General features: G+C 39.6%; 21 protein-coding genes and 1 tRNA gene. 3 read left to right on the top strand and 19 right to left on the bottom strand.

From position 1 onward, the window contains the following. Window positions 1–14: 14 nt before the first annotated feature. The 4 genes from LU635_RS03025 to LU635_RS03010 all read right to left on the bottom strand — a co-directional run bounded on the left by LU635_RS03025 (window position 15) and on the right by LU635_RS03010 (window position 6,650). Window positions 15–1,496 carry a RagB/SusD family nutrient uptake outer membrane protein gene (locus LU635_RS03025; RefSeq protein WP_240096047.1) on the bottom strand — a complete coding sequence of 494 codons (1,482 nt, stop codon included), beginning with the start codon at window positions 1,494–1,496 and terminating at the stop codon, window positions 15–17. Window positions 1,497–1,506: 10 nt separating this feature from the next. Further along, entirely contained in the window at window positions 1,507–4,545 is a 3,039-nt protein-coding gene (locus LU635_RS03020) for a SusC/RagA family TonB-linked outer membrane protein (RefSeq protein WP_240096046.1), read from the bottom strand. Between the two features lie 217 nt (window positions 4,546–4,762). Then, the gene (locus LU635_RS17255) at window positions 4,763–6,424 is read right to left on the bottom strand and encodes a DUF6377 domain-containing protein (protein WP_240096044.1); all 1,662 of its coding nucleotides are present in this window, start codon (window positions 6,422–6,424) and stop codon (window positions 4,763–4,765) included. A 144-nt stretch (window positions 6,425–6,568) separates the two neighbouring features. Next, window positions 6,569–6,650: transfer RNA gene (locus tag LU635_RS03010), tRNA-Leu, on the bottom strand. Between the two features lie 183 nt (window positions 6,651–6,833). Between LU635_RS03010 and LU635_RS03005 the strand changes: the two genes are divergently transcribed. The 3 genes from LU635_RS03005 to LU635_RS02995 all read left to right on the top strand — a co-directional run bounded on the left by LU635_RS03005 (window position 6,834) and on the right by LU635_RS02995 (window position 10,007). Beyond that, the gene (locus tag LU635_RS03005; protein ID WP_240096042.1) at window positions 6,834–7,295 is read left to right on the top strand and encodes a doxx family protein; all 462 of its coding nucleotides are present in this window, start codon (window positions 6,834–6,836) and stop codon (window positions 7,293–7,295) included. Window positions 7,296–7,428: 133 nt separating this feature from the next. Continuing rightward, a complete protein-coding gene (locus tag LU635_RS03000; protein ID WP_240096040.1) occupies window positions 7,429–9,693 on the top strand; it encodes a GH92 family glycosyl hydrolase in 2,265 nt (754 codons plus the stop codon). Between the two features lie 80 nt (window positions 9,694–9,773). Then, window positions 9,774–10,007: a hypothetical protein gene (locus LU635_RS02995; RefSeq protein ID WP_240096038.1), complete on the top strand. Its 234-nt coding sequence runs from the start codon at window positions 9,774–9,776 to the stop codon at window positions 10,005–10,007. A gap of 81 nt (window positions 10,008–10,088) precedes the next feature. Here LU635_RS02995 and LU635_RS02990 read toward each other — a convergent pair whose 3' ends face one another. The 15 genes from LU635_RS02990 to LU635_RS02925 all read right to left on the bottom strand — a co-directional run bounded on the left by LU635_RS02990 (window position 10,089) and on the right by LU635_RS02925 (window position 25,030). Further along, window positions 10,089–11,453, bottom strand: a complete 1,365-nt coding sequence (locus LU635_RS02990) for an amidohydrolase family protein (RefSeq protein WP_240096036.1) — start codon at window positions 11,451–11,453, stop codon at window positions 10,089–10,091. A 6-nt stretch (window positions 11,454–11,459) separates the two neighbouring features. Next, a complete protein-coding gene (locus tag LU635_RS02985; RefSeq protein WP_240096034.1) occupies window positions 11,460–11,894 on the bottom strand; it encodes a hypothetical protein in 435 nt (144 codons plus the stop codon). Between the two features lie 14 nt (window positions 11,895–11,908). Next, window positions 11,909–12,688 carry a hypothetical protein gene (locus tag LU635_RS02980; protein WP_240096032.1) on the bottom strand — a complete coding sequence of 260 codons (780 nt, stop codon included), beginning with the start codon at window positions 12,686–12,688 and terminating at the stop codon, window positions 11,909–11,911. A gap of 11 nt (window positions 12,689–12,699) precedes the next feature. After that, complete coding sequence (locus tag LU635_RS02975) at window positions 12,700–13,035, bottom strand: DUF3291 domain-containing protein (protein WP_240096029.1); 336 nt, start codon at window positions 13,033–13,035, stop codon at window positions 12,700–12,702. 96 nt (window positions 13,036–13,131) lie between these two features. After that, the gene (locus LU635_RS02970) at window positions 13,132–14,100 is read right to left on the bottom strand and encodes an NAD(P)-dependent alcohol dehydrogenase (RefSeq protein ID WP_240096027.1); all 969 of its coding nucleotides are present in this window, start codon (window positions 14,098–14,100) and stop codon (window positions 13,132–13,134) included. Window positions 14,101–14,241: 141 nt separating this feature from the next. Then, window positions 14,242–14,685 carry a hypothetical protein gene (locus LU635_RS02965; protein ID WP_240096025.1) on the bottom strand — a complete coding sequence of 148 codons (444 nt, stop codon included), beginning with the start codon at window positions 14,683–14,685 and terminating at the stop codon, window positions 14,242–14,244. Between the two features lie 131 nt (window positions 14,686–14,816). Continuing rightward, window positions 14,817–15,215: a RidA family protein gene (locus LU635_RS02960; RefSeq protein ID WP_240096023.1), complete on the bottom strand. Its 399-nt coding sequence runs from the start codon at window positions 15,213–15,215 to the stop codon at window positions 14,817–14,819. Window positions 15,216–15,458: 243 nt separating this feature from the next. After that, complete coding sequence (locus tag LU635_RS17285) at window positions 15,459–15,812, bottom strand: DUF6713 family protein (protein WP_423738484.1); 354 nt, start codon at window positions 15,810–15,812, stop codon at window positions 15,459–15,461. Window positions 15,813–16,091: 279 nt separating this feature from the next. Further along, entirely contained in the window at window positions 16,092–17,570 is a 1,479-nt protein-coding gene (locus LU635_RS02955) for a serine hydrolase domain-containing protein (protein ID WP_240096021.1), read from the bottom strand. A gap of 99 nt (window positions 17,571–17,669) precedes the next feature. Further along, window positions 17,670–18,206 (bottom strand): helix-turn-helix domain-containing protein, encoded by a 537-nt coding sequence (locus LU635_RS02950; RefSeq protein WP_240096019.1) that lies wholly within the window; start codon window positions 18,204–18,206, stop codon window positions 17,670–17,672. Between the two features lie 177 nt (window positions 18,207–18,383). Beyond that, the gene (locus tag LU635_RS02945) at window positions 18,384–19,241 is read right to left on the bottom strand and encodes a CPBP family intramembrane glutamic endopeptidase (RefSeq protein WP_240096017.1); all 858 of its coding nucleotides are present in this window, start codon (window positions 19,239–19,241) and stop codon (window positions 18,384–18,386) included. Window positions 19,242–19,391: 150 nt separating this feature from the next. Continuing rightward, on the bottom strand, window positions 19,392–20,405 hold the full coding sequence (locus tag LU635_RS02940; RefSeq protein ID WP_240096015.1) for an AbiH family protein: 1,014 nt from the start codon (window positions 20,403–20,405) through the stop codon (window positions 19,392–19,394). A 188-nt stretch (window positions 20,406–20,593) separates the two neighbouring features. Beyond that, entirely contained in the window at window positions 20,594–21,427 is an 834-nt protein-coding gene (locus tag LU635_RS02935) for a response regulator transcription factor (protein ID WP_240096013.1), read from the bottom strand. 201 nt (window positions 21,428–21,628) lie between these two features. Further along, complete coding sequence (locus LU635_RS02930; RefSeq protein WP_240096011.1) at window positions 21,629–23,155, bottom strand: Kelch repeat-containing protein; 1,527 nt, start codon at window positions 23,153–23,155, stop codon at window positions 21,629–21,631. A gap of 360 nt (window positions 23,156–23,515) precedes the next feature. Further along, window positions 23,516–25,030 (bottom strand): Kelch repeat-containing protein, encoded by a 1,515-nt coding sequence (locus LU635_RS02925; RefSeq protein ID WP_240096009.1) that lies wholly within the window; start codon window positions 25,028–25,030, stop codon window positions 23,516–23,518. Window positions 25,031–25,223: the final 193 nt, after the last annotated feature.

Here is a 25,223-nt window from a genome sequence, read left to right as displayed (position 1 = left end):
AAGAATATTTTTGATTAGTACCCGGGATTCTGGGTTAGATTAGGATTTCTGTCTAACTCTATCTGAGGGATCGGGAATAACAGATGTTTTTGAGCAGCATTGTTCTTACCTATGGAATGAAGAAAGTCGAGCCCATACTGACCATTTTCCACTCTTATCAGGTCGAACCATCTCTGACCTTCAAAAGCCAGTTCCATCCTTCTTTCGTGAAGGACTGCTTCCCTGAAATCTTCCTGACTCAATCCGGTTTGTATATCTTCAAGACCAGCACGATCACGCACCATATTTATATAATCTTCAGCTTCTGAAGTTCTTCCCAGTTCGTTAAGTGCCTCCGCCTTCATAAGCAAAACATCAGCATAGCGCAATACCGGGAAGTTAAGCGGTGAATTATCATAAGTGGCCACTTCACTAAGCGGAACCAAAAATTTCCTGGTGTTATATCCAGTAAGGGAATAGGAACTTGTGTAAGCCTTTCCGTCAAAATCAGGTCCTCCTTCATAAAGTACGGTGGCATCTTTTCTCAGGTCATTCTCTTCATAAGCATTAAAAAACTCCTGGGTTGGCTGATTCCATCCAAAGGCTCCTCCAACGAAATTAGATCCCCTTGGACCCATAAAAGGACTCGTCCATGAAGCCTGGTTCTCATTGCTCCAGAAACTGTAACCCCCATCTGAGGCATACTGGATCTCAAAAAGAGATTCCACTCCGTTCTCATTATTGATATTGAAATTATCGGCATAATTCCCGTTAAGATCGTAGCCTAAAGCTTCCACCTGAGTAGTAAGATCTACCACTTGCTGGTAGTTGCCCAGGGTTAAATGAACCTTGGCCAGCATTCCCAATGCTGCACCCCTTGGAACTCTACCAAGATCTGCAGCCGCGTAGGATGATTTTTCCGGTAATAATTCAGTTGCATTATTCAGGTCACTAATGATAAGTTCATAAACCTGATCTACCGGATCCCGTGGAGGAAACAGATCGTCATCTGAACTCTGGGGCTCCGTAACCAATGGCACATCACCAAAATAACGGGCAAGGATAAAGTAATAGTGAGCCCTAAGAAAATAAGCTTCTCCCATAGACCTGTCCCTGATGGATTCGTCAATATCCAGCTGCGGTGCAGTTTGCAGGACTATATTTGCCATTAATATTCCCGGCCATGGCCCTCTCCAGAGATCCAAAACACCCGCATTGTCTGAAGAGGTTACAAAATTCGCCATGTCCTGGGTTTCAATACCATCGGTACCTCCACCCGCTCCAACTATGCTGTTTCCAGCCATGATATCTGAAGTCCACATTCGCAGATTATAGAGTTTTGGCCACTGTAAAGGCTGATAGGCTCCATTCACTACTGTTACGAGCTCCTCTGCGTTGGCGGGATAGTTCTCAGTGTTTATTGTATCTAAAGGTTGTTTATCCAGATAGTCTTTACTGCAGCCAATGCACAGCATTAAAAGGACTAGCGGAATGAATTTAGGTATATATCTTTTCATGATAATTTTTTTAGAATCCAATGTTAAATCCAACAGTGAATGTTCGGGTTACGGGATAAATATTGTTGTCTATTCCATTTGTACCAACCTCAGGATCGAAACCTGAATAATCGGTAATGGTAAAAAGGTTCTGTCCGGACAGGTAAACCCTGGCTGAGCTTAACGGGCTTTTTTGGAAACTATCAACGGGAAGGTTATAGCCAAGATTTACATTTTTCAATCTTAGATAGGAACCATCCTCGATATATCGTGTAGAAGGCCTGGCATTATTGTTTGGATCCCCAAACACCGCACGAGGCATACTATTGCTGGTTCCCGGCCCTGTCCATCTGTCCAGTACGGCAGTGGACTGGTTAGTGGTCACCGACATGTTTTCAGTATATAACCTGTTAGCATTGAAAATATCATTTCCGTATACTCCCTGAATGAAGATGTTCAGATCAAAATTGCCAATCTTAAAAGTATTGTTCAGTGAATATGTGAAATCGGGATTCGGGTTGCCTATAAACGTCCTGTCGTCATCGTTAATAATTCCATCATTATTCAGATCCTTATATCTGATATCCCCCGGAGCAGTGCTCGTCGCCGGATCGGTTCCCGGGGATTGCACAGCCGCATTGTTCACTTCTTCAACTGTCTGGAAAATACCTTCCTGAACAAATCCGTAGAAAACATTTACAGGATAACCGGGCTGTATCCGTGCCAGGGTATAATTGAGGCCTATACTTCCGGTGGTAAGCGGTGTATCACTATTGATACTTATCACCTCATTTTCGTTATAGGAAAATACAAAGTCAGTGCTCCAGCTAAAGAAATCATTATCAAAGTTGTGAGTGGTAAGCAATACTTCCACCCCGCGGTTCCTGATCTCTCCTGCATTGATGTAAGGCACAAAAATATCAGAATAACCGGAAGTCACAGGTACCGATTGGGGCACCAGCATATCCTCGGTATTCTTCTGGTAAAGATCTACCGTAAGGTCCATGAACCTGTCAAAAAGAGTGGCATCAAGCCCAATATTGTACTGTACCTGTGACTCCCATTGTACATTCGAATTAGGGAGTACGGTGGGTACTGCGGCGGTCACAAAATTATTATTAAAATTGTAGAGGTAAGTATTATAGGCTGAAGCAAAGGCATAGTTCCCTATCTCCTGGTTACCCGTGATACCATAACCCAGTCGCAGTTTCAGGTCATTTATGGTCTCGGAATCTTCAAGGAAATTTTCTTCAGTTATTCTCCAGGCGGCAGAGGCCGATGGAAAGGTTCCATACTTATTTCCGTCTCCAAAGCGGGAGGATCCATCACGCCTAACGGTTGCAGTTAAATAATATTTATCCTTATAATCAAAATTCCCTCTTGCAAAATAAGAGAATAGAGCCCATTCAGAGCCACTGCCATTTAGTGTGGTCTGATCAATTCCATTATTCAACTGCTGAGTGGATTCACTCGGAAAGTTCTGAATGGATCCGTTAATGAATTTGAACTGATTCTCCTGTGCACTTGTACCAACTACACCGGTAATAGATGAACCATTATCGAATTCCTTATTATAGGTTAGGGTATTATCCCAAAGCAGCGTTAGGCTCCGATTTGCAGATTCACTTAAAAATGCGTTCGGAGAAACGTCTGTATCCCAACTATAGGCCGGAGCCCAGGTTCTGTTAAACCAGAAGTTAGCTTCCGCACCAAGTAAAGTTTTAAATGTAAAATTCTCAAGAAAATCAAGTTCTCCAAAAATATTACCCTGCATATTGAAGCCTTTGGTGGAATTCTCTACGATATTCGATTTCCCGATTGGGTTCTCCACGTCCCCTGAATAAAGCGGCTGGCCTATAGGCCCTGAATAATCACCATCTTCTCTAAAGATTGGCTGGGTTGGAAGGGATAGAATGGCATTCTGAATATTGTTCTCTCCATTCTCCTTGATATCGTAGTTAAGCTTTACACTATTACCAAATCGCAGATTATCATTGATATCACTATCGCTGTTGAATTGCACATTGTAGCGGGTATATTCTGAATTGATAATAGTACCCTCCTGATTGAAAACATTCAGAGAGGTGTAAAGATTAGTGATCTCGCCGCCGCTGGAATATGAAAGGGTCACATTATTCTGTCTTCCGGTAGTGAAGAACTCATCCAGCCAGTCGGTTCCTGCCCCCAGCGAAGCAGGATCGCTAAAAGCGGGATTGGGCTGTATACCCCCGTTCACAAGCATTTCATTATTCAGCCGGGCAAATTGCTGTGCATTAAGAACATCTATCACATTGGTAGGTTCCTGAATGCTGGAAAAAGCATCTACCTCCATCCTGGCCACACCTTTCTCACCTCTTTTAGTAGTTATAATAACTACCCCGTTCGCTCCACGCGCCCCGTAAATTGCAGTTGCCGAGGCATCCTTAAGTACCTGAAGGGATTCCACATCTTTCATGTTCACCTGGTTAAGACCTCCATTCAAAGGAACTCCGTCTACCACGATGAGCGGATCGTTATTTCCTATTGTACCGGTTCCCCTGATACGGAAGGTTGGATTATTACCCGGCTGGCCCGAAGTGATCACCCTAACCCCGGCAGCACGCCCCTGGATAGCGTCACCAATATTGCTGGAAGGTTGGGACTGTACATCGTCCAGATCTATGGCGGAAATGGAACCGGTTAGATCCCTTTGTTTTGACTGCCCATAACCTATTACTACCACTTCATCTAAAGCCGCAGCATCTGGTTCCAGACTCACTTCGACAAACCCGGTGGTAGCCGCAATCGTTTTCGTCTTAAAACCAACAAAACTGATCGAAATCTGAGCTTCAGGAGAAGCCTCTATCTGAAAATTTCCGTCAAAATCGGTTACAACACCATTACTGGTTCCCTCTTCCATAACGGTCGCTCCCATTAAAGGAATTCCCTTTTCATCGAGAACCAAACCGGTCACTGTTATTTGCGAATCTACTTCCTGAGATAAAGCTACTAATTGCACCCCTAAAAAGAAGAGCAGAAATAACCCGCATTTCAGTCTTTTTAAAGCATTAATTTTTGGATGATTTTGCATTGTTTGAAATTTAATTTCTTGGTTAAAATCGTATAGAAACCGGTTAAGATTTCAGAGACATTTCAAACTTGCAAAAATTAAGACCTCATATCACGGGTTTTATTTTTTGTATAGAAAAAATATGTTAAACAAAATTTGTATTTATCTAGTTTTCAAGCTTTTTAATCGTATAGTACAGGTAAAACCATATAGAAAATAGCAACTAAAAAAGCCTGAATTAGAGCTTTAGTGTTGTATTATTGAGCAGTTTTTCGTCAAAATCCCTGGTATCCACCAAAGATTTCTTACGAATTTTCGTTTTATAGGCGTAGATAGAATTGACAGAATATCCCAGAATCTGGGCTATAATTTCATTATGATTAATTCCGAGACGTATTAATGCAAATATTCGCAATTCTTTATTGAGGAGCTGACCTTTTTTAACCTTTATTTTTTCGTTTGGTTTTAAGAGGGAATTGAATTCTTCAATAAAGTTGGGAAAGAGTTTTATAAATGCCTCATCAAAATTTTCCAGAAGCTTTTGCTTTTCCTTTTTCAGGTTATAATTGGAAACAAGATATCTGGCCTTTTCATAGTTATTCTCATTCAGACTCTTTTCAACCGCAATCTTAAAACTTCTGAATTTCTCAAAAATATCAGCATCCTGGGTGAAGAAGAAGCCAATATATTCCTCCTTGATCTTATTAGCCTCCAGTAACTGATTATTGACTTTTATAAGTTCAGCATTAGTGGAACGTATCTTTTCATTCACCGCAACAATCTGTTCATTGGTTGCCTGCAGGTTCTCATGAGCTTCGGTTATGATCTTCTTGGCCTTCTTAAGTTTATTCACCTGCGAATAGATCACTATAGCAAGACCTATCACAAAGACCAGAAGCACACCCATGAATATGTTCTGCCAGTATAAGCGTTCCCTTTGTCTTTCAATCCGCTGGACTATCTTCTCCTCTATAAGTGGTAAAATAGCACCTACGCTTATCTTTCGCTGCTGGGCTCCGAAGAACAGGGCATCAGCATTGGCTTTTTTGATAAATGTAGAGGCATTCCTGATATCATCTTTTTCAAACATCAATTCGGCGAGCCGAAGCATTGAAAGATTCTCCTTGGTCGAAGTTTTAATATCGAATATAGCCGACTTTGCTAAATGTGTAATGGCCTTGTCATTTTGAGCGTTTTCCATGTAAATGCTACCCAGCATAAAATGGACAAGGGCCGCTTCCCTGTAATTGAGCTCATTTGTTAGAAGGTCGTTATAAATTTCAAGTGCAGTTTTATCTTCTTCTTCCTGAAAGCTCATAAAGCCTTTCAGAAAAGAATTAAAGAAAGTACCTTTATCTGTAAGTTCAAGCGCATTTTTACGATACCGGGTCGCAAGCTCCCTGTACTCTGAAGAAAAATAAGGAAGATCACTATACTCGGCCATCTCGCCATAACAGCGACCTAAAAGCCCAAAGTATAGCGATCGCATATGCGGTGGAATTTCATCAGGTTCAATGATCTCCATAAATTCCAAGGCCTCCTTATACATTCCGGCAGAAACACTGATATCGGCAAGACTAAAAACCGCATTTGCTGTAAGTGCCGTATCACCCAGTTTCTCCGCAAGTTCCCTGGTCTTTATTCCATAAGCGAAAGCTGAATCACGCTTAAAGACCTGGTATTCTTCAAACAATTTACGGTTGAGCTCATACCGGGATTTAATATCCTCCTTTTCAAGCCTGGATAGCACACCCCTTAGGCTATCTATTCGTTCAAGTTTTTGGAGATCGTAAATCGAAGCCCGTTCTATCTCTATTTTTAGGTCTTCAATTATGTTCTCCTGACCTGCTGTTATAAAAGGAAGGATTATTAAGAATAATAAGGGTATTAGTCTTTTCACCAGGATAGTCTAATTAGGCAGTATTTGGCTCTTGATTTGCCACTAAGATAAATTATCAAAGGGATAAAAAAAATTATATTGATGATGACCATAATGAAAATTTGAAATAAAAAAACCCCATCAGGACCTGATGGGGTTTTTCAGTACTCGAGGCGGGAATCGAACCCGCACTTCCGAAGAAACTGGATTTTGAATCCAGCGCGTCTACCAATTCCGCCACTCGAGCATAATTGGATGGCAAAAATAAAAAAAAATTATACTCCGGCAGCCATAATACTCAAATAACCACATAATTTTTGATCCATCACATACTTTAATTTTTCAGCCCTTAAAAAAATCCCCATAAAAATGCATTTCAATTATCTTTTTAATATATTTCTTGATCTTTTCACGGTTTTTCCTGTTTGTTATGAGAAAAAAATATAATACCCTGCAGTTATCCATTGGCCTTATTTACCTGATCTTCGGTGCTCTTAAATTCTTCCCTAATCTTAGCCCTGCCGAGGATATCGCCAAAGAAACCATATTCCAGCTAACATTCGGACTTATACCCCTGCAGGTAGGATTTATACTTTTAGCGATCTGGGAAACGGCCCTGGGAATCATGTTACTTTTTAATATTTACAGGGGACTGGCCATCCGCATTGCTTTATTACATATGATACTCACCTTTACACCGTTTTTCCTTTTTCCTGAAAGGATTTTCGGTGAAGGCCATTATACATTCTCACTTCTTGGCCAGTATATAGTGAAAAATATAATTATCATCAGCGCGCTTGTTAGCCTTGCTCCCGAGCCAAAATTTAAATGGCAGTTAAGGCTGCCTGCAGGTCGCAGGTTACTTAAGAAAGCTTACTCTTTATTTTTCTGAATTGTAGATAATCAGCATTCAGGAATCAGCTGCGATACAGATAGAAAAAAGCCTGTATATGTAGCTTTATAAATAAAGCAGGCCTTTGAAATAAAACCAATAGGGACTGTAATTAATCTAAATGAAAACTGAAATGCTAAAATCAAAACTGTATTTATTCGTACTGATACTGATCATTCCCGGTATGTATGCTCAATCACCAGGGAATGGGTATACAGATCTCGTTAATCCTTTTATTGGCACAGAGGGAGCCGGGAATACTTTTCCCGGCGCTGCGCTTCCATTTGGGATGGTGAAGCTAGGTCCCGACTCCGGTGATCTGCTTTCCAATTCGGGATATGTCCCAGATGAAGATATAAAGGGTTTCAGTCACACCCATGTTAGCGGGACCGGTGGTGGTGCGAAATATGGCAATATCCTGGTAATGCCTTATACGGGACCTTTCGAACTGAATGGGATACGATCTGCAGCGGCGAATGAGAAAGCGAGCCCCGGATACTTTTCCGCAGACCTTCTGGATTATGATATTAAAGCTCAGTTCACGGTAAGCCATCGAGTGGGATTTCATAAATATGAATTTTCAGGAGACGCAACACCCGGGCTTTTGATCAATGCCGGGAGCTTACTTGGGGAAGGCCATTGCTGCGACGAGAACCAGGAACTTATAGGCTCTGAAATACAGGTAATTTCAGATTCTGAGATAAAAGGTTATTCAAGAGTGCGCGGTGGCTGGAATAAAGGCGGCGCTTATACCGTCTATTTCTATGCGATAACCGATAAGCCGGCCATAAGCAGTGCAACCTGGAAAGGCGAGGAGATAAGTACCACCCAAAAAAGCCGTTACAACTCGGGAGAAAAGACCGGGGCATTCCTGGAATTTGACAGGAATATGAAGGAGTTAAATCTTAAAGTTGGAATATCCTTTATAAGTTCAGAAAAGGCGAAAGCCAACCTGGAGAAGGAAGTTCCCCACTGGGATTTTGAAAAGTTAAGGCAGGAATCTTCCGGAAAATGGGAAGACATGCTTAATAACATTCAGGTAAGCACAAAGAACAATGATCTCAAGACCATTTTCTATACGGCATTATATCATACCATGCTTATGCCTACCAACCGTACAGGGGAAAACCCTTACTGGAAGTCAGAGCTTCCCTATTATGACGATTATTATGCCATCTGGGACACATACAGGGCTACCAACCCCCTACTCACTTTAATACTTCCTGACAGGGAGACGCAAATAGTGAATTCCCTTCTGAATATCTATCAGCATGAAGGCTATATGCCCGATTCAAGGAGCGGAAATTCAACAGGAAGAACGCAGGGTGGCAGTAACACCGATATGGTGATAGCCGATGCGATCTTAAAAGGCCTGGAAGATATAGATTACGAACTTGCCTATGAGGCCATGATACAGAATGCGGAAATTCCGCCAGGAGGTAAACAGGAGACAAATGGAAGAGGCGGTATAAATAAATACATTGAACTTGGATATGTCCCTGCTGAGTATGAGCCCGAAAAAACAGATCCTTCCTTACATACTCCCAAGCTATATGACAGGGCCGGGACCAGGACAGTGGAATATGCAGCAAATGACTGGGCGATCGCACAGGTAGCTAAAGAACTCGGGGAAGAGGAAGCCTATAAAAAATATAAAAAGCGGGCCTCAAACTGGGCCAACTTATGGAGACCGGTTGAAACAGAAGGCGTAAAAGGTTTTATCTGGCCAAAAAGAAGGGACGGCTCATGGGTTGAGGACTTCAGCGTAGAGAAATACGGGAGTTGGGGAAATTTCTTCTATGAAGCCAATTCCTGGGAATATTCCTTCTATGTTCCGCAGGATGTGAATTCGCTCATCGATAGTACAGGAGGAAAGAAAGAATTCATAAAACGACTGGATATCTTTTTTGAAAATGAGCATTTCAAGGTAGATAACGAACCTAGTTTTTTCACTCCAACTCTATATACCTATGCCGGATATCAATACAGGACCAATGAACGTATAAGGAAAATAATCGAGGAAAATTATACGGCGCAGAGAGATGGGATCCCGGGAAATGATGATGCAGGGTCAATGTCTGCCTGGCTGGTATTCAACAGCCTTGGTTTTTATCCCAATGCCGGGCAGGATGTGTATATCATCACCTCGCCTCATTTTAAGGAAGCCATACTCGACATTGGAAATGATAAGGAGCTTATTTTAAAAGCTGAGAACCTTTCGGACGAAAATATTTATATAGAAAAGGTACTCCTTAACGGAAGCCCATTAAACCGGGCCTGGTTTCGTCATTCTGAGATTGATGAAGGAGGGGAAATGGAATTTATCATGACCAGTCGCCCTACTGACTTTGGCACGAAAAACCTCCCGCCTTCCCTGTCTGACAAGGGCTTGAAATAATTTTTTTATTTTTTTATTCGATTTGTTTTTTGAAACGGAATTTGATCTATATTCGTCCGTTTTTTAATCCAATCATAAAAATGAAAAAACTGATTTTTGGTGCTCTTGCACTTGCAATGATTACTCTGACTTCCTGCCGTAACGAGAATACTGAAGTTACCGGGGAACAAGCTGAAGAAACTGCTATCAACACCGAGGTTACCCCAGAGGTAACTACAGAGGTTGAGGACAGCCTTGAGGTTGAAATGGAAGTTGAAGCAGATTCTTTGGAAACTGCTGCAGAAGTTGAGCAGGAAGTACCGGCTGTTCAATAAGAAAATTGAGACTTAATTTATCCAGGTCCTGCCAGAAGCAGGACTTTTTTGTTTTATTGAATTCAGATTTCTTAAAGAAGTCTATTCTCTTCCTATTTGAAGTTTCTCAAGGAGCAGTTCTGGATCATACCTTATTCCCTTTTTATAAACATTTTCCACCTCCTTTATCACGGAAGCCTGCTCACTTAAATCTCCTTTCAGGATCACAAAATCGGCCCTTTTACCAGCTTCAATGGTTCCAATGTCATGCCGGGAAAGCATTTTCGCGCCATTCCCTGTCATGATCTTGATAGCTTCTTCACTGGTAAAACCTGCCTCGATAAGCAACTCAAAATTTCTCTGGTCCCCAAACCCGGGAAGCACATGTCTACCGGCATCCACTCCAGAAGTAAGATTTCCTCCCATCTTATAGAAGAGCTTTTCAAAGGCCATGATCCTTTTTAAACGATCCTGCCTAATCCTTCCATCAGCTTCAGACTCCCCGTGATTTTTCATTCTGTTTTGATAAGCTTCCCGAAGTTCTTCAGACATCAGGTTAATGCTTCTATCTTCTGCAAAAGCCCTTCCCGGAATACTGGCTTCATAAATTGCCAGTGTAGAGTTGAGAGAGACATCATTATCTATAAGCAGTTGCAAAAGCTTTCTCACTTCTTCAGAGCCCGTATCCAACTCATCCATATACTCTCTTCCCCCACTGCATTTCCCGTTAGCTTTATGAGTTCTGAAATCACTAGCACTATTGAGCCCGTGTTCAATCACATCTATCCCCATCAAAGCAGCTTCTTCAAAAGTTACAGAACAAAAATGACCTCTCACTTTTGCTCCGGCCTCATGAGCTTCTTTTATAATTATTTCAAGATCTGAAGGCCTGATATTACGATACACCTTTACCCATTTGATCCCTTTATCCAGCCAGAAGTTCAACGTATCCTTAAGATGCTTTTCATTGCGGGGGATTATCATATTAGGATTGCCACCCGGCCCCGTAAAATAGGGAGCGCTGGGAATAATCTCAGGCCCGATCGCGATCGCTTTCTCAATTTCCTTTGAAAGTTCCAATTCCTTAAAAGGCGAAGCCGAGCCGCAGGTCTGAATTGTAGTTACTCCCGAAGCCAGGTAAAGTTTTGAGCCCGCCTCGCCGAGAAATGTATTGCCTGGAATGTGCATGTGATTATGCGCGCCTATGATCCCGGGAATAATAGTGTTTCCTGAAGCATCGATAACCCTCGCATTCCCCGGAACTTTAAGGTCTTTTCCTATCTCTTTAAAGCTCCCGTTTTCAACAACGATATAAATGCCTCTTCTCATCGGTCTCCCGGTTCCATCGATAAGATTGGCATTTTTGATAAGCAGTAGAGACTCACCCTGAACAGCTTCATCAAAGCCGGAGGCTGAAAAGTTAAGGGCCGCTATAAGAAGAAGAAAAAAGTTGAGCTTTTTAAACATAAGGAGCTAATCAAATGGTAGCAATTCAGGTTCCTGAAATTTCTTTTTAGCTGCCGGGGAATTAAAGATATCGGTGGAATAATGCTGGAAGATCAGGTCCTTGAAATTGTATTTCAACCCTGGGTTCTCAGCGATAAAATCCTTGAAATTACGAGCTTCAGACCTCAGCATGAAATGCCAGACGGCTTTGACCGCGGCAACCGTAAGAGTTTCATTGTATTTATCTTCCGCGCCCAGGAAAACGACATAACTCCTGAGCTCACGGGTGATATTTCTTACGGCCCTTTCCTGCCCGTATTTGGTCAGGTGTATCCAGGCCAGCCTTAAATGAGCCTCATGACTGAAAAGGGGAGCGGGAAATTCACAATTCCTGAATTGTTCTTCCAGTTCACAGTCGCTATATGAATAATGATCTCCCATTTTTAAATTTTCTTCCTCCAAAGAACTAAAAAATTTTAATTAAATCGATTTTTGGGAAGGCCAACCATATAAAGTATAGTCACCGGGCCGGATCTCAGCTTTCCTGTTTCCCAGTCAAAATCATTATTCTGAAGTTCCTTAACCAAAGCCTTCATCTCTTTAACGGAATAGGTTCGCAGGGAAGATACGATGCCGTCCCATAAAACGAATAACGGTACAACCGGGATCAAATAGGTGAATATGATCCTCTTAATTCTGAACGGACGGATAAAAGGCGTTGTGAAAAGCACCGTAAGCGGAGAAAAAAGCATGGCCAACAGGCTGAGGACACTTCGCTCCTGTCCTTCGAATATGGCAATTGGATGAGAACTATCTATGGCATCCTGCAATATCTTTCGGGCATCATATCGTTTAAAATGATGGAAAGTCAGGAAAAGTGTTCTAAGTCCCGGAAGCTGCTTTGGAACGCTACGGGCATCGACCGGCTCGGAATGATAGGAAAAATTATCTGCAGTCTCTGAGATACTCGAGAAGGCCGGGAGATTAGGATAATAGTCAGTAAGGATGATCCTTAGCCCCGGAACTTTTTGCTTTATCTTGTCATTAAGCCATACAAGCGGACCCCCGCTTCCGGAGCCCAGGTCTACAATCACCCTGGTATTTCCGGCATTCAGCGCTTTTACGATTATGGGAATAACAGGCTGGAAGATCTTCATTTTAACCTCCAGAAACCTGAGGTAATCTGTTCCATAGCTCCTTAATAACCGGGGAAACCATTCCTGATCCTCAAATTCAAAAAGATGTATCCTTCCCATAATGTCTAAATTTAGGAATAAACGATAACCTTCCCCTTACCCAGCAGCTCCCTGGCCTCCTCCCAGCTTGGCAACTCTTCAGTGTCTATGGTAATGGTCCTGATCTCCCGGGCTATTTCCCTGCTCTTTTTCATAGCCTCAAGATGAGCGCCGCTCCCGGCAAATTTTTTCATTTTCTCCTCATCGGGCCACAGCGTCATGGTATAATGTTTTTTCCACGCTCCCCGTTTTTTAAGATCAAGATGCCCGCTATTCTCAAGCTGCTGCATGATCTTTCTTGCCTGCCAGGAAAGGCTGAAGAAATTCAGCGGACTCTTTAGTTCTATTGAAGTGATTGTCGCCTTCATAGGTTCAGGCTTATAAGATCCTATTAAAATTAATCAATTTGCAGTTCATTTAATCCATTTCAGAATCTATGATAAGCAGCATGCCATCTATTTCGTTCATTGGCTGATATTGAGGATCACATTTCCGATCTTCCGGCCGGTCATCGCGTATTCAAAGGCCTCTTTCACTTGATCCATCGGATAACTCCTGTCTATGAGCGGCCTGTAATTCCCGCTCTCCATGAGCTCTGAAATGATCTTAAGGCTATTAGTGATATTTACCGGAAGAGGAAACCTTACTTTTTTTCCTTCTGAAAAAGTGGTGCTGATCGCCAGGAACGGGTTCTGGGAATAAGGCCCGAGTTCTGAGGAAATATATATGCCGTCATTTACCAGCAGCCTTTTACATTCCCCGAACGTGCTTTTGCCAACAGAATCAAAGACGTAATCGAATTTCTCCTCATCCCGGGTAAAATCCTGGGTCTTATAGTCTATAACTCTTTTGGCTCCCAGTGAAAGCAAAGTTTCAAGATGTTCAGCAGGTCCTGTCGCCACGACTTCCAGTCCGTGGTATTTAAGCAACTGGATAAGGGAGGAGCCAATGGCCCCGGTGCCGCCATTCACCATTGCCTTTTCCCCGGCACGCAACTTCACCTTGTTCAGAAAGTTGATTGCATAATGAGCACCTTCTACCGAGGCAGCGGCATCTGTATAGGAAAATCCGACAGGAATATGCCTTATCGCCTTACTTACGGGGATGCTCATATATTCGGCCATGGAAGAGAGGCCGTTATCATCAAAGCCAAATACACGGGCACCAGGTTCGAAGCCGGTCACCTCTTTTCCCGTCTGCATCACCTCTCCGGCAAAGTCGGTCCCCGGAACATCCTTCATGGGCGCGGTAAGGCCCGTAAAGATTCGTACTATATAAGGTTTTCCGGTAAGGTTGGCACAATCTGTCCTGTTCACGGTGGTGGCATGAACCTTTACAAGGATCTCGTTGTCTTTGATCTTTGGGATTTCGGTTTCGCTGATGCTTAAAACCTCTGGCGGGCCATACCGGGAACGTGTAACTGCTTTCATCATTTTATAGCGGAGCCCTGAACCGGATCACAAAGAATTAATCCCCAGCACGCTAGGCCCCAAATTTTATAGTGAATTTAAATAATTTATTTGAAAGAAGATGACCGGATTCAAATTCCACGCGGCCAAAACCGAACAGAAACTTTAATACATCTCCGGTGTGACCTCTATAGTCATCACAAACTCACCCTCCTTATCATAGTAGTTATAGCTCATGGTGATCTCATGATCCCTGAAGTATTTCATATCGGGACTGGTCTTCACGTTCTCGATGATCCCGGGGCGAATATATTTATTTACGGTATCCACGTTCACCTGTTCCCTGGAATATTCCACCAGGGTATAATGATATTTGAAGATCCTGTCACCAACCGCCGAGGCACTATCCAGCCGGGAATAGCCATCGATCATTTTGGGAGTGACTGCATTCACCTGCTTTTCGGCGGCTTTCAGTTGTTCCTCCACGTTGTTATTTCCGAAAAAGAAATACTGAACCGCAAAAAAAGTAATAACAAAAGTGATTGCGAAGCTGGCAAACTGTATTAATTTTTTCCTCTTTGTACTTTCTACAGGTTTTTCCATGCTCATCTGTTAAGGTTTGGAAATGCAATAATAACCAATTAAAGACTTCCAATATTGATTTTCAGGACGGGTTGATTGCTTTTAGAAGTAAATTCCTGTATGCGCAAAATGCAAAAGTAAGTATGCAGTTGCAATGTCTATCGGGATTTTGATGGGATTATTGCATCTGCCTCAATTTCCACAAGCCAATCGGGATTAATAAATCTGGTAACCTGCATAACCGTATCAACCGGTTTGATCTTTTTGAAATATTCAGCTCGAACTTTTATAACTTCTTCCCAGTCTTCTATCCTGGTAAGTATAATCCGGGTTCTAACAACATCTTCTAATCCAGAACCGGCACTTTCTAAAGCAGTTTTGATTATTTCCAAACATCTGCGAGTTTGAGCTGCCGGATCTCCGATTCCAACAGTTTCCCCATCATCGCCAACTGGCGCCGTCCCCCCAACAGAAATATATGGACCAACTTTAACTGCCCTACTAAAACCGATTTTATCTTCTAAAGGGTTTCCATTTAAAATTAATTCTCTTTTCATAATTTTTCTGTTTTGAAATAACCTGCTCAAATCAAAGCATAAAAGATAAGGGTTTCAATTATGGTACGTTGCGGGAATTGGGACACTATCCCGGTAACTATCGGAATGTAGACTTACGGGTTTTGTCTATAATGGAAACTAAGTTAGCTCTTTTCCCTGAAATTTTATCGGTACCGTGATTTTCTGTTAACCGATGTTAGCTGCTGCCATTTTTGTTTTTAATCATCTTAAATAGTTTTCCTGTCAGGCCAACAAGTCAATCAGTCCGCATAGCCCTGCACCAATAATTATGGACCAGGAAATCCAATCTTTGAATTGATTGTTCCTGTGTTTTAGAAACAGTATATGAAGTCCTAAATGCACAATCATAAAAATATTTAATCCGTAGATAAATGCTTCAATATTCTGGCTGTGCGTTAATTTCCAGAATACAAAGTAAAACAGGGGAATGTGTGCAAATATGAAAACTATATGTCCAACTTTGTCACTCAGCATTGATAACCCAGGAAATATTCGCCACTCTTTACAGCGTATTGCATCCATTTCGTGCATTATCAAAAGGGAAAGTCCCAAGTAAAAGAAAATGTGTCCTGTCATTTTAATTTTCCAATTTTATTTGTGTTACTGTCGTTTTTGGATGCAGCTACGTCTCCGGTTAACACAAGTAGCGGGAGTAAGGGACGCGGTCCCGATAGCTATCGGGATTTCGGCTTGTTGATTGGTTTTTGAGGTTCTAAGTTATTATTTTTCCTGGAATACCGCACATTGGCCTATTTAATAGCGAATAAAGATTCCAAGTGATAATATTGTGATTAAAATTACTTTCATTAAAGATTAGGATTGATGAATTCTGACTTTACTAAAAATGAAGATTGATTATTGGGCTGTTTTATTAATACGCTTACCTAAAGAAAGGTTTCTCTCAATTAAATCGAAAAACAGCTTGTTCCCATTATCACCATTGGTAAATATGACGATGCCTTCATTTGTTTTTGGCAGCAACATAATTAGGGTATTCACTCCAATATCTCCTCCTGTATGCAAAAGAGCATATTCATCCTTTTTAAGGTTTGGTAAAAGCTCCCATCCCAAACCAATGACAGTTTTATTTTCCATTCCATTTCCTCTTGTAACCATTGCCTTGTATAGAGGCTCACCACTGCTAACTTTTGAAAGCACATATTCAGCGAACTTTCCATAATCGTGAAGGGTAGTTAGCAGGTTATCAGCAGCACTTGCATTTTTATTTTTATAATCCTGTTTATATAGCTCACCTTCTGCATCATGCCATCGTGCAAACTTTCCCTCATTTATATTTTCATTCCATACAAAGTAGGTATTATCCATCCCAAGAGGTTCAAAAATTAAAGAATCAACGATTTTATCAATCGATTTTTCAAATTTCGATTCTAACGCATTCTTTAAATACTCATAACCTTCTCCAGAGTAACCATATCCTTCACCTGGTTTAAACTGGAATTTTAGCTTTCTGTCTTGATTTTCCCATCGCCAGTTAGAAAAACCAGTTTGATGGGTTAAAATATGCCGTGTGGTAAGTAATTTACTATATGAACTATTTATCACATCCGGATCTGTCCAATAATGGAAAACTGGTTCATCGAGATCCCAGTTTCCATTTTCTACCAATTTTAGGGTGAGCATGGTAACGATTGGTTTGGTCAGGGAGGCAACATTAAAAACGGCATCAACAGGGGCAAGCTGGTTATCATATAGGTTTCCGTACATCTTTAATTTAGTGAGTTTTCCTTCCTTGAGAGTTGCCATACCAAGGGCCGGTACGTCATTTTCTTCCATGAGTTGCTCAATACCAGGTTTGGTTTTCGTTACCTGATTTGAATTCTCTGGAGTTTGATGATTATAACTCAGTACATTTTGAAGAATCCATTTGCCATCTTTTTTGATCCAGAGATGTGTAAAATTGGCGGTGCTTGTCAAATATTTTGTTTTATCCTTTTCAACGGCATAAAACTCCTGCTTTCCACTTTGAACAGCTCCGTAAATTTCTCCATTCTGTTTTAAAGGATAAATGTTATGGTTTTCATGGAGTAATTTTCTAATCGGCCGGTAATCAATTGAACAAATATTGTTTTTTATACCTTTAATAAAATCTTCTTTGCCAGTGGTTACTCCAGAAATATCATGGTAGAATTTAAAGCTATTATCAGTGACTTTTGCAAGGGCAGAAAGATCACAGTTGTTGAATCCAGCCTGGAAGAGTAAGCTATCAGCTTTTAAAATCTCATCTTCTAATTTAGAATAAGACTTCGTTTGTGAATAGGAATAATTAAAGAGAATTAAGTACAGTAAATAAAAAAAGGGATTGTAAAATTTCATAGTATTTTGATGAATGTTTGATGTAAGCAAAACTCTGACAATTGCATAATTCTGCCATAAAAAACACCCGTCAAAAGGCCGCCAATATGGCGACATTAATTATATAAGACTGTATTTCAGTTTTATATATAATTCTCCTTTTCTTTCAATTTCTATTGCATTTCGGAAGATTATAAACAGGTTTATAAGGGAAGAGAGTACAATAAGTGTCAATGTTAATTGCCTGCTCGTTCCGAACCACCTAACCAAAAATGGACTAATTCCAATCAATATAATGGAAAGAAGAGTCCAGATTATTTGAACGGATATTATCTGTTTGGTAATTGAGTTTTTCTGTTTCTTCTTTTTAATAATAAAAAAGGGTAAGAGAATATTTGCAAAAGGAATCACAAACAACAGACAGGAGAAATTGATCAGTTTAATAATTTGCTTATTATGTACCGGCTTAGGTTCATTTATACCAAGAAATTCTTCTTTAGTAACATTAAAGGTATTCAAAAGGACCTTTAATGTATGACCTTTCGGTTCAGTTCCAGATTCTATGCGTTGAATTGTTCTAATTGATATACCAGACTTTTCAGATAATTCTTTTTGAGTAAGATTTAATTTTTCTCTGTGTTCTAATAGTTTAGACATTCTTGATTATGTGAAATTTTGATATTCAAGTATAATAATAATTGTGCACAACGGTTGCGGTTATCGCCAGTTGGCGGAGTAAGGGACGCGGTCCCGATAGCTATCGGGATGTCGGCTTAATATTGGTTTGTTGGTCAAGTTAATTATTTTCTTTCTAACGCTGCCGGCTATTGGCGATTAACCATTGTTGCCCACAGTATTGGTTTTATATTTTGTTTTAAATACTTTATGCATTGATATAAGAGCAATAATTCCAATTGTAAAATAAATATAACCTGAAATTGTCCAACCATTCAATATTAATTGGCTATCAATATTATTCGTTTGATTATCCCAAAAAAACTGAGGATAGTTTATTGATCCGTGAACTACCGCAAAGAGTAAAATATTATTTCCAAAATTTTTCCAGATCCAGGTCAGTATCACTGTTGCACCTGTGATTATCAGTAACCAGGGGAGTAGAATTTCACTTTTTTGATATAGAATTGGAAAATGCCATAAAGTCCAAATGATTAACACTAAAAATATAGCTTTTATTAAAGTATATTTTTTATTCAAATTTGGTAACAGCCATCCTCTCCATCCTAATTCTTCTCCAATGCCAATTATTAATATTTGTAAGATTAGATGAAAGAAAAGCTGTTCCCAATTTTTTAGAACAATTGTAGTTATTAAATCAGCAGAAGTGCCTCCTGAAATTAATGATATGATTGATATTATTAGTGTTAGAAAGGGTATTAGGAAGTAAAAATGAATGCTTTCACTTTTAGGAAAAAACCTTTTTAGTTCAATCTTTTCCTTATTACTCCACATCAAAATTACAGCACTAATTCCTGGTGATATAACTGTTATTAATCTGGATAAGTAAATATCAAAAGGATTCGGTATATTCAAATTTTGAGAAACCCACATATTAAAAGGAATGCCTAATCCATAGGTAAGAATAAAAGCAATAATTATAAAACTAAGGATTGGATATTTCTTGAGTATTTCGACTCTCTTTTGACTTTTTGAATGTTCTTCAGTTAGTTCCAATTTTTCTGTAATATTGTGTACAATGGTCTCGCTTATCGCCAGTTGGCGGAATAAGGGACGCGGTCCCGATAGCTATCGGGAGGTCGGCTTGTTGATTGGTTTTTCAGGTTCTAAGTTATTATTTTTCCTGGAAACCCGCATATTGGGTCGTTAACCGATGTTAGCAACTGGGCGACTTACTATATCTTTAAACATCGAAGTGTCTAAACCTACATAAACATTATTTTCAATTCGTTTTCGAACTCCTTCTGAAAGATTAGTTTTGTCTAAAAAGTAATCTCTCATTCTTCTTTTCGTGCGGTTATTTTTGTAGCCAATTCTGGGTGAAATTACTTCTTCTCCTTTTGTGAAAATTATCAAGGGGACATTATTATTTAATCTTTCACCAATCAATTCCCACCACATATTATCAGTATCGCCAATTGATGATCCAAAAATGCATATCATAGAAGCTGCTTTTATCTTCTTTTTAAATAATTCATCTATTGTATGGCCATATGCTAAATTACATTCACTCTTCACAATCGCTTCTAATACATCTCGGTTTTCCTTAAAATCCTTGTTTTTGATCTGAGATTCATCATTTACACCTAAAACCATTCTGTTATCTGTAAAGCCGTGAATATGTTCAATTCCTCTCAAAGTTACGTCAGCTTTACTATTTGTATTTGGATGATTTCCAATTCTAATATTCTTTTGTCCTTCTCCAATTATTTTTTCCAATACAGTAGTATAATTGAAAGTAAATATATCTATTCCCCAATGGTGATTTAGATATTTATTTTTGTATTCGCTAATTCTGTTTTTGTCAATTTGTCTTAGCTCATCTTCTGGGGAAACTAAATATTTGAAGAATCTTTCTCTATCAATTTCACTCTCTTCAAATTTTTCCTCTTCCAATCTTAAATATTCTGCTAGGTTTTCACCAATGTCCTCAAACACTTCATCAAATTCTTCAACGGTTTTCAACTCATTAGTATACCTGCCAAAGGCTAATTCTAAATCAGACCAGTTATTATAATTTGCTGAAATATTTTTCTTAAGTTTTTCTACATTTTTATTAGGAGAGTCTTTTGATTTGTAGTAATCAAAAAAGTATTTATAGCTAGTTTTCAGTCCAATATTTAGATCAAAACCATTTCCAATAATGTATAAAATCTGCATATTAAAATTTGTAGTATTTCATTAATTAGCACTTCTAGCTCGATCGGAGCCTTGTTGCCAACTCGTTATATCAATTTGATTCTTTTCCTTTAGCATCCGGACGGCCCGGATAAAAAAGTTTTATAAAACTAAGATTTCCATTTTAACCGCCTAACCCTTTCCTCTAAAAAAGTTCCCGAGCACACGCTTTAATTCAAACTAAGCGAGATCACACCGCCGGTAAGGCATTTGGCCACTAACTCTGCGGTATTCGAGCAACCGCTCTTCTGCAGGATGTTCTTCCGGTGGGTCTTAACGGTGTGGGGTGAAAGATTCAGCTCCCGTGCGATATCATCGGCACTGAGCCCGCGGGCAAGCTCGCCCACTATCTCCTTTTCCCTTTCTGATAATATTTCTGTAAGACTTTGCTTTTCAAATACAGAGAATTTGGGATCGAACTTCCCGTACTCAGAGTTGATATTATAGTATGACTTTCCGCCATTTAAGTGAACAAAAGAAACATCCCCGCTACTAACGACCTTCAAATGTGAGATATCTGAGTGCACACTAAAAACATGTTGAAAGTTACCATTCTCGACCACAGATAAAGGCGTAGCCTGATGCAATATAGTCCTTATTTTACCTTCAGGATCGCGCATCTGATAAGTATAGACCACCTTATAAGAAAGAACTGCTTCCTTATAACCTGAGCAATACTCCTTTTTAAGATGCTTCATAAAAAAGTCTTTTATCACGTTCTCTTTTGCCTGAATGGAACCAATTTCCTCTGGTAAAGCTGTTCCCAGCAGCTCTTGCATGGTAACGGTATCACTGTCTATCCCCACAAATTCTTTAACAGAATCTGAAACCATCTCAAGATGCAGATTATGAAAATTCACTATATAATAATACGAATTGCCTGGCGCAAAGAATGCCGCCATTTTCCTGAATTGTTCTGATGTATTGTATTCCTTATTCTCAGTAATCTGACTGGAATATTCCTTTTTCCAGTATTCAGCAATCTCCCGGAAATCTTTACTCATATTTATGATTTTCTTAACAGACCGCAATATATAAAAAATACCTTTTTTTAGGTATTACCGTGACATTAATTCAAAATATTATGATTAGCAGGAAATTTAGTACGCTATTTATCAGGTATTTATAATATATGGGCATAAAAAATCCCCGCTAAAATTATGCGGGGATTTTCAGTTCAAAAGTGGAATTGGAAGATCTTGAAATTATATTTCTGCGGCATAAATACCAAAGTCTACCGGATTACCATTTTCATCCCGACCCCCGTAAATAACATAGACCTTATTGTCAAGAATTGTCATCTGATGTATGGTTCTATTCCCTTCACTGGTAAGACTAAGCGGTACCTGGGTAAAACTATTATCTATGGTATTAAATACACCAAAGAAAATATCATAATTTTCATTATCCAGTTGACCTGCTACATATATTAAGTTCTCATCTCTTGCCACATAGGACCTATATAAGGGGACCGGAAGGGATAATGTCTCTGTGGAATTTGTATCAAAATCAAAAATGTAAATAGTATCTTCTGATGGGGTTCCCGAAAACTGTGCCTGTCCACCAAAAACATACAGCTTACCATCTACAATATCTCCGTTTGCCCATGATTTGGGTGATGGCAGACGCCCTACCATTTCAAGAACATTATTGGTATCATCCCAGCGATAGATTTTATCAGAATTTATTTCATTCAGATCTCCTCCAAAAATATATAGATCGCCTTCCATAATTGCACTTCCAAACCTGGATAACCACAACCCGTGATCATAAGCATCAGGATTACAGGTGGCTTCTCCTTCTGCAGCATTAGTAGGGTTAAGATCTTTAGGATAAATATTTATCCGCTGTCCCCCTACAACTGATACTCCATTACTGGAAACATGTATTTGTTTCGAAACAAAATCTCTTAGTCCGGTACTACAGTCTTCAACCTCTTGTGTTGCTAAATTATAACTTAATACATGTTCCAGCCTGTCTCCACCATCCTGCCTGTAGGACCAGTAAAGCTTGTTCTCAGCCTCTGAAGCAGTAAAACCAGGGGCGCCGGTAAAAAAATTATTACCATATTGTACATCCAGGAGCTTTGTGAAAGTCAATTCTGAAGGAACAGTCTTATAATCGGCTTCCGTTTTGGGAGTTGCAGAACCTAAAAGGGAGCAGGAATTACATAATTCGAGATAATGAGATTTAGTGGTAATTGCTGATACCTGGGATTTACTCTCAAAATTACCTATTTGAATTTCGATTTCGTCTTCAGATATTATTTCTACCTGAATTTTACCATCGGCAAACTCTAACAAAGTAGGATTATCTTCATCTATTATACCTGTATAGGTTTCTACAGAAAGGTAATAATCCTTTTTAGCCTCTTCTGAAGTTGTTGCCTCAAAATCTATATCATTACGAGGTCTCCAGGTCAGAATTATTTCATTTTCTGAATCCCCGGTTTTAAAGAGAAATTCATCGTCCTCGATATTCGGTAAAGAGGATACGTTTATAGTTCCACTTTCATTAATAAGTTCAGCAGCGGATAATTTCCAAACCCTCCCTTCTTCTTCAACAGATTCAGAATTGTCTGTTAATACGATGCTAACCATTTCGCCTGTTATTAAACCAGGAATTTGATATGGATTGGGGCCTTGAGCTTTATCCGGACGCGGGCCCTCCAGGCTGCAACCAATAATAAAAATGAGTAAGAGGCTAAAAAAGCCAGTTGTATATTTATTCATAATGATAAGGTTTAGAACTGCAAAATATCAATAAACCTATTATAGAAACAATACCCCCAAAAAGGTATTTTTCTGAATATCAATAAATTAAATGTGTGACCTAAGATCTTTCAAGTAAAAAAGCTCTGGAAATAACCCAGGGAGGCCTCAAATAGTTCCGGGAATTTGATCTATGTAACATCGATTTTTGCACCGAATAAAAAACGACTTATAATTTTAACACTATCCAAAATACTACTCCATAAAAATGAGCAATGTGTAATTCTATAATGTTGAAAGAAGAAAACTGAGCGCATAAAAAATCCCCGCTAAAGTATGCGGGGATTTTCAGTTCAAGAGTGGAATTGGAAGGTCTTGAAATTATATTTCTGCAGCATATATACCAAAGTCTACCGGATTATTATTTTCATCCAGCCCCCCATATATAACGTAGACCTTATTATCAAGAATTGTCATCTGGTGAATGGTTCTGGTCTCTTCAGTAGGGAAACTCACAGGTACTTCGGTAAAAGTATTATCTATAGTGTTAAATACCCCAAAGAAAATACCGATCCTGTCATCTAACTGGCCTGCAACATATAACAGATGTTTATCTCTGGCAACATATGATCTGAACAAGGGCACTGGAAGAGACAATGTCTCTGTAGAATCACTTTCAAAATCATAAATATAGATGCTGTCCTCAGATGGAGTACCTGAAAACTGCGCCTGTCCACCAAAAACATACAGTTTCCCATCTACAATATCCCCATTAGCCCAGGATTTAGGTGAGGGCAGACTTCCTACCATTTCAAGAACATTATTGGTTTCATCCCAGCGATAGATCTTATCAGAATTTGTTTCATCGAGATCCCCGCCAAAAATATAAATACTCCCATCCATTACTGCACTTCCAAATCGGCTAAGACGTAGGCCATGTTCATAAGAGTCAGGATTGCAAGAAGGTTCAGCTGCCGTAGGATCAAGATCTTTAGGATAATAATTTATCCTCAATCCTCCTATAACTGTAACACCATTACTGGAAACATGAATCTGTTTAGAAACAAAACTATTCTGATCTGTACTACAGTCTTCAATTTCTTCAGATGAAAGATCATAACTTAAAACATGCTCAAGTCGGTCAGTATTATCCTTTCGATATGACCAGTAAAGCTTGCTCTCAGCTTCTGAAGCAGTTAAACCCGGGGCCCCGGTAGTCATATTATTACCATCTTCTATATCCAGAAGCTTAGTAAAAGTCAATTCTGATGGAGCGGCCTCATAATCTGCTTCTGTTTTGGGTGTTGCCGTACCTAAAAGGGAGCAGGAATTACATAATTCGAAAAAATGAGATTTAGAGGTATTTCCTGATACCTGGGATTTACTTTCAAAATTACCTATTTGAATTTCGATTTCATCTTCAGATATTATTTCTACCTGAATTTTGCCCTCAGCAAAATCCATCAAAGAAGGATCATCTTCATCTATAGTACCTGTATAGGTTTCTACAGAAAGATAATAATCCTTTTTAGCATCTTCTGTACTTGTTGCATCATAATCAATATCATTACGAGGTCGCCAGGTCATGATAACTTCATTATCTGAAGCGCCTTTTTCAAATATGAATTCATCATCCTGGACGTTCGCCAAAGAAGATACATTTATAGTTCCACTTGCGTTGATCAGTTCTGCATTGGATATTTGCCATACTTTACCTTCTTCCTCAACAGACTCAGAATTATCGGTTAAAAATGAAGAAACCTCCTCGGTGGTTAACTCTTCTGAAACGGGATCCGGGTCCGGGTCCGGATCTGGATCTGGAGTTGGATCCTCACTACTACATCCAATAATAATGGCGAGTAAAAAACTAAGAAAGAAAGCTTTGTAATTATTCATGATAATAAGGTTTAGAGCCGCAAAATATCAATAAACCTATTATAGGCACAATACCCCTAAAAGGGTATTTTGCTGAATGTCACCAACCTATGAAGAATTTATATAGTTAGTTCATGCAAAAAAACCTCCGGAAATGAATCCGGAGGCTGTTCGGCATCCACGGTTAGTTTTGGAAATTTGATCTATTAACATC

This window comes from Christiangramia crocea, from assembly GCF_022410465.1.
Classification (GTDB): Bacteria; Bacteroidota; Bacteroidia; order Flavobacteriales; family Flavobacteriaceae; genus Christiangramia; species Christiangramia crocea.
The sequence above is the reverse complement of the archived record's forward strand: the minus strand, read 5'-3'. Positions and strand labels throughout refer to the sequence as shown.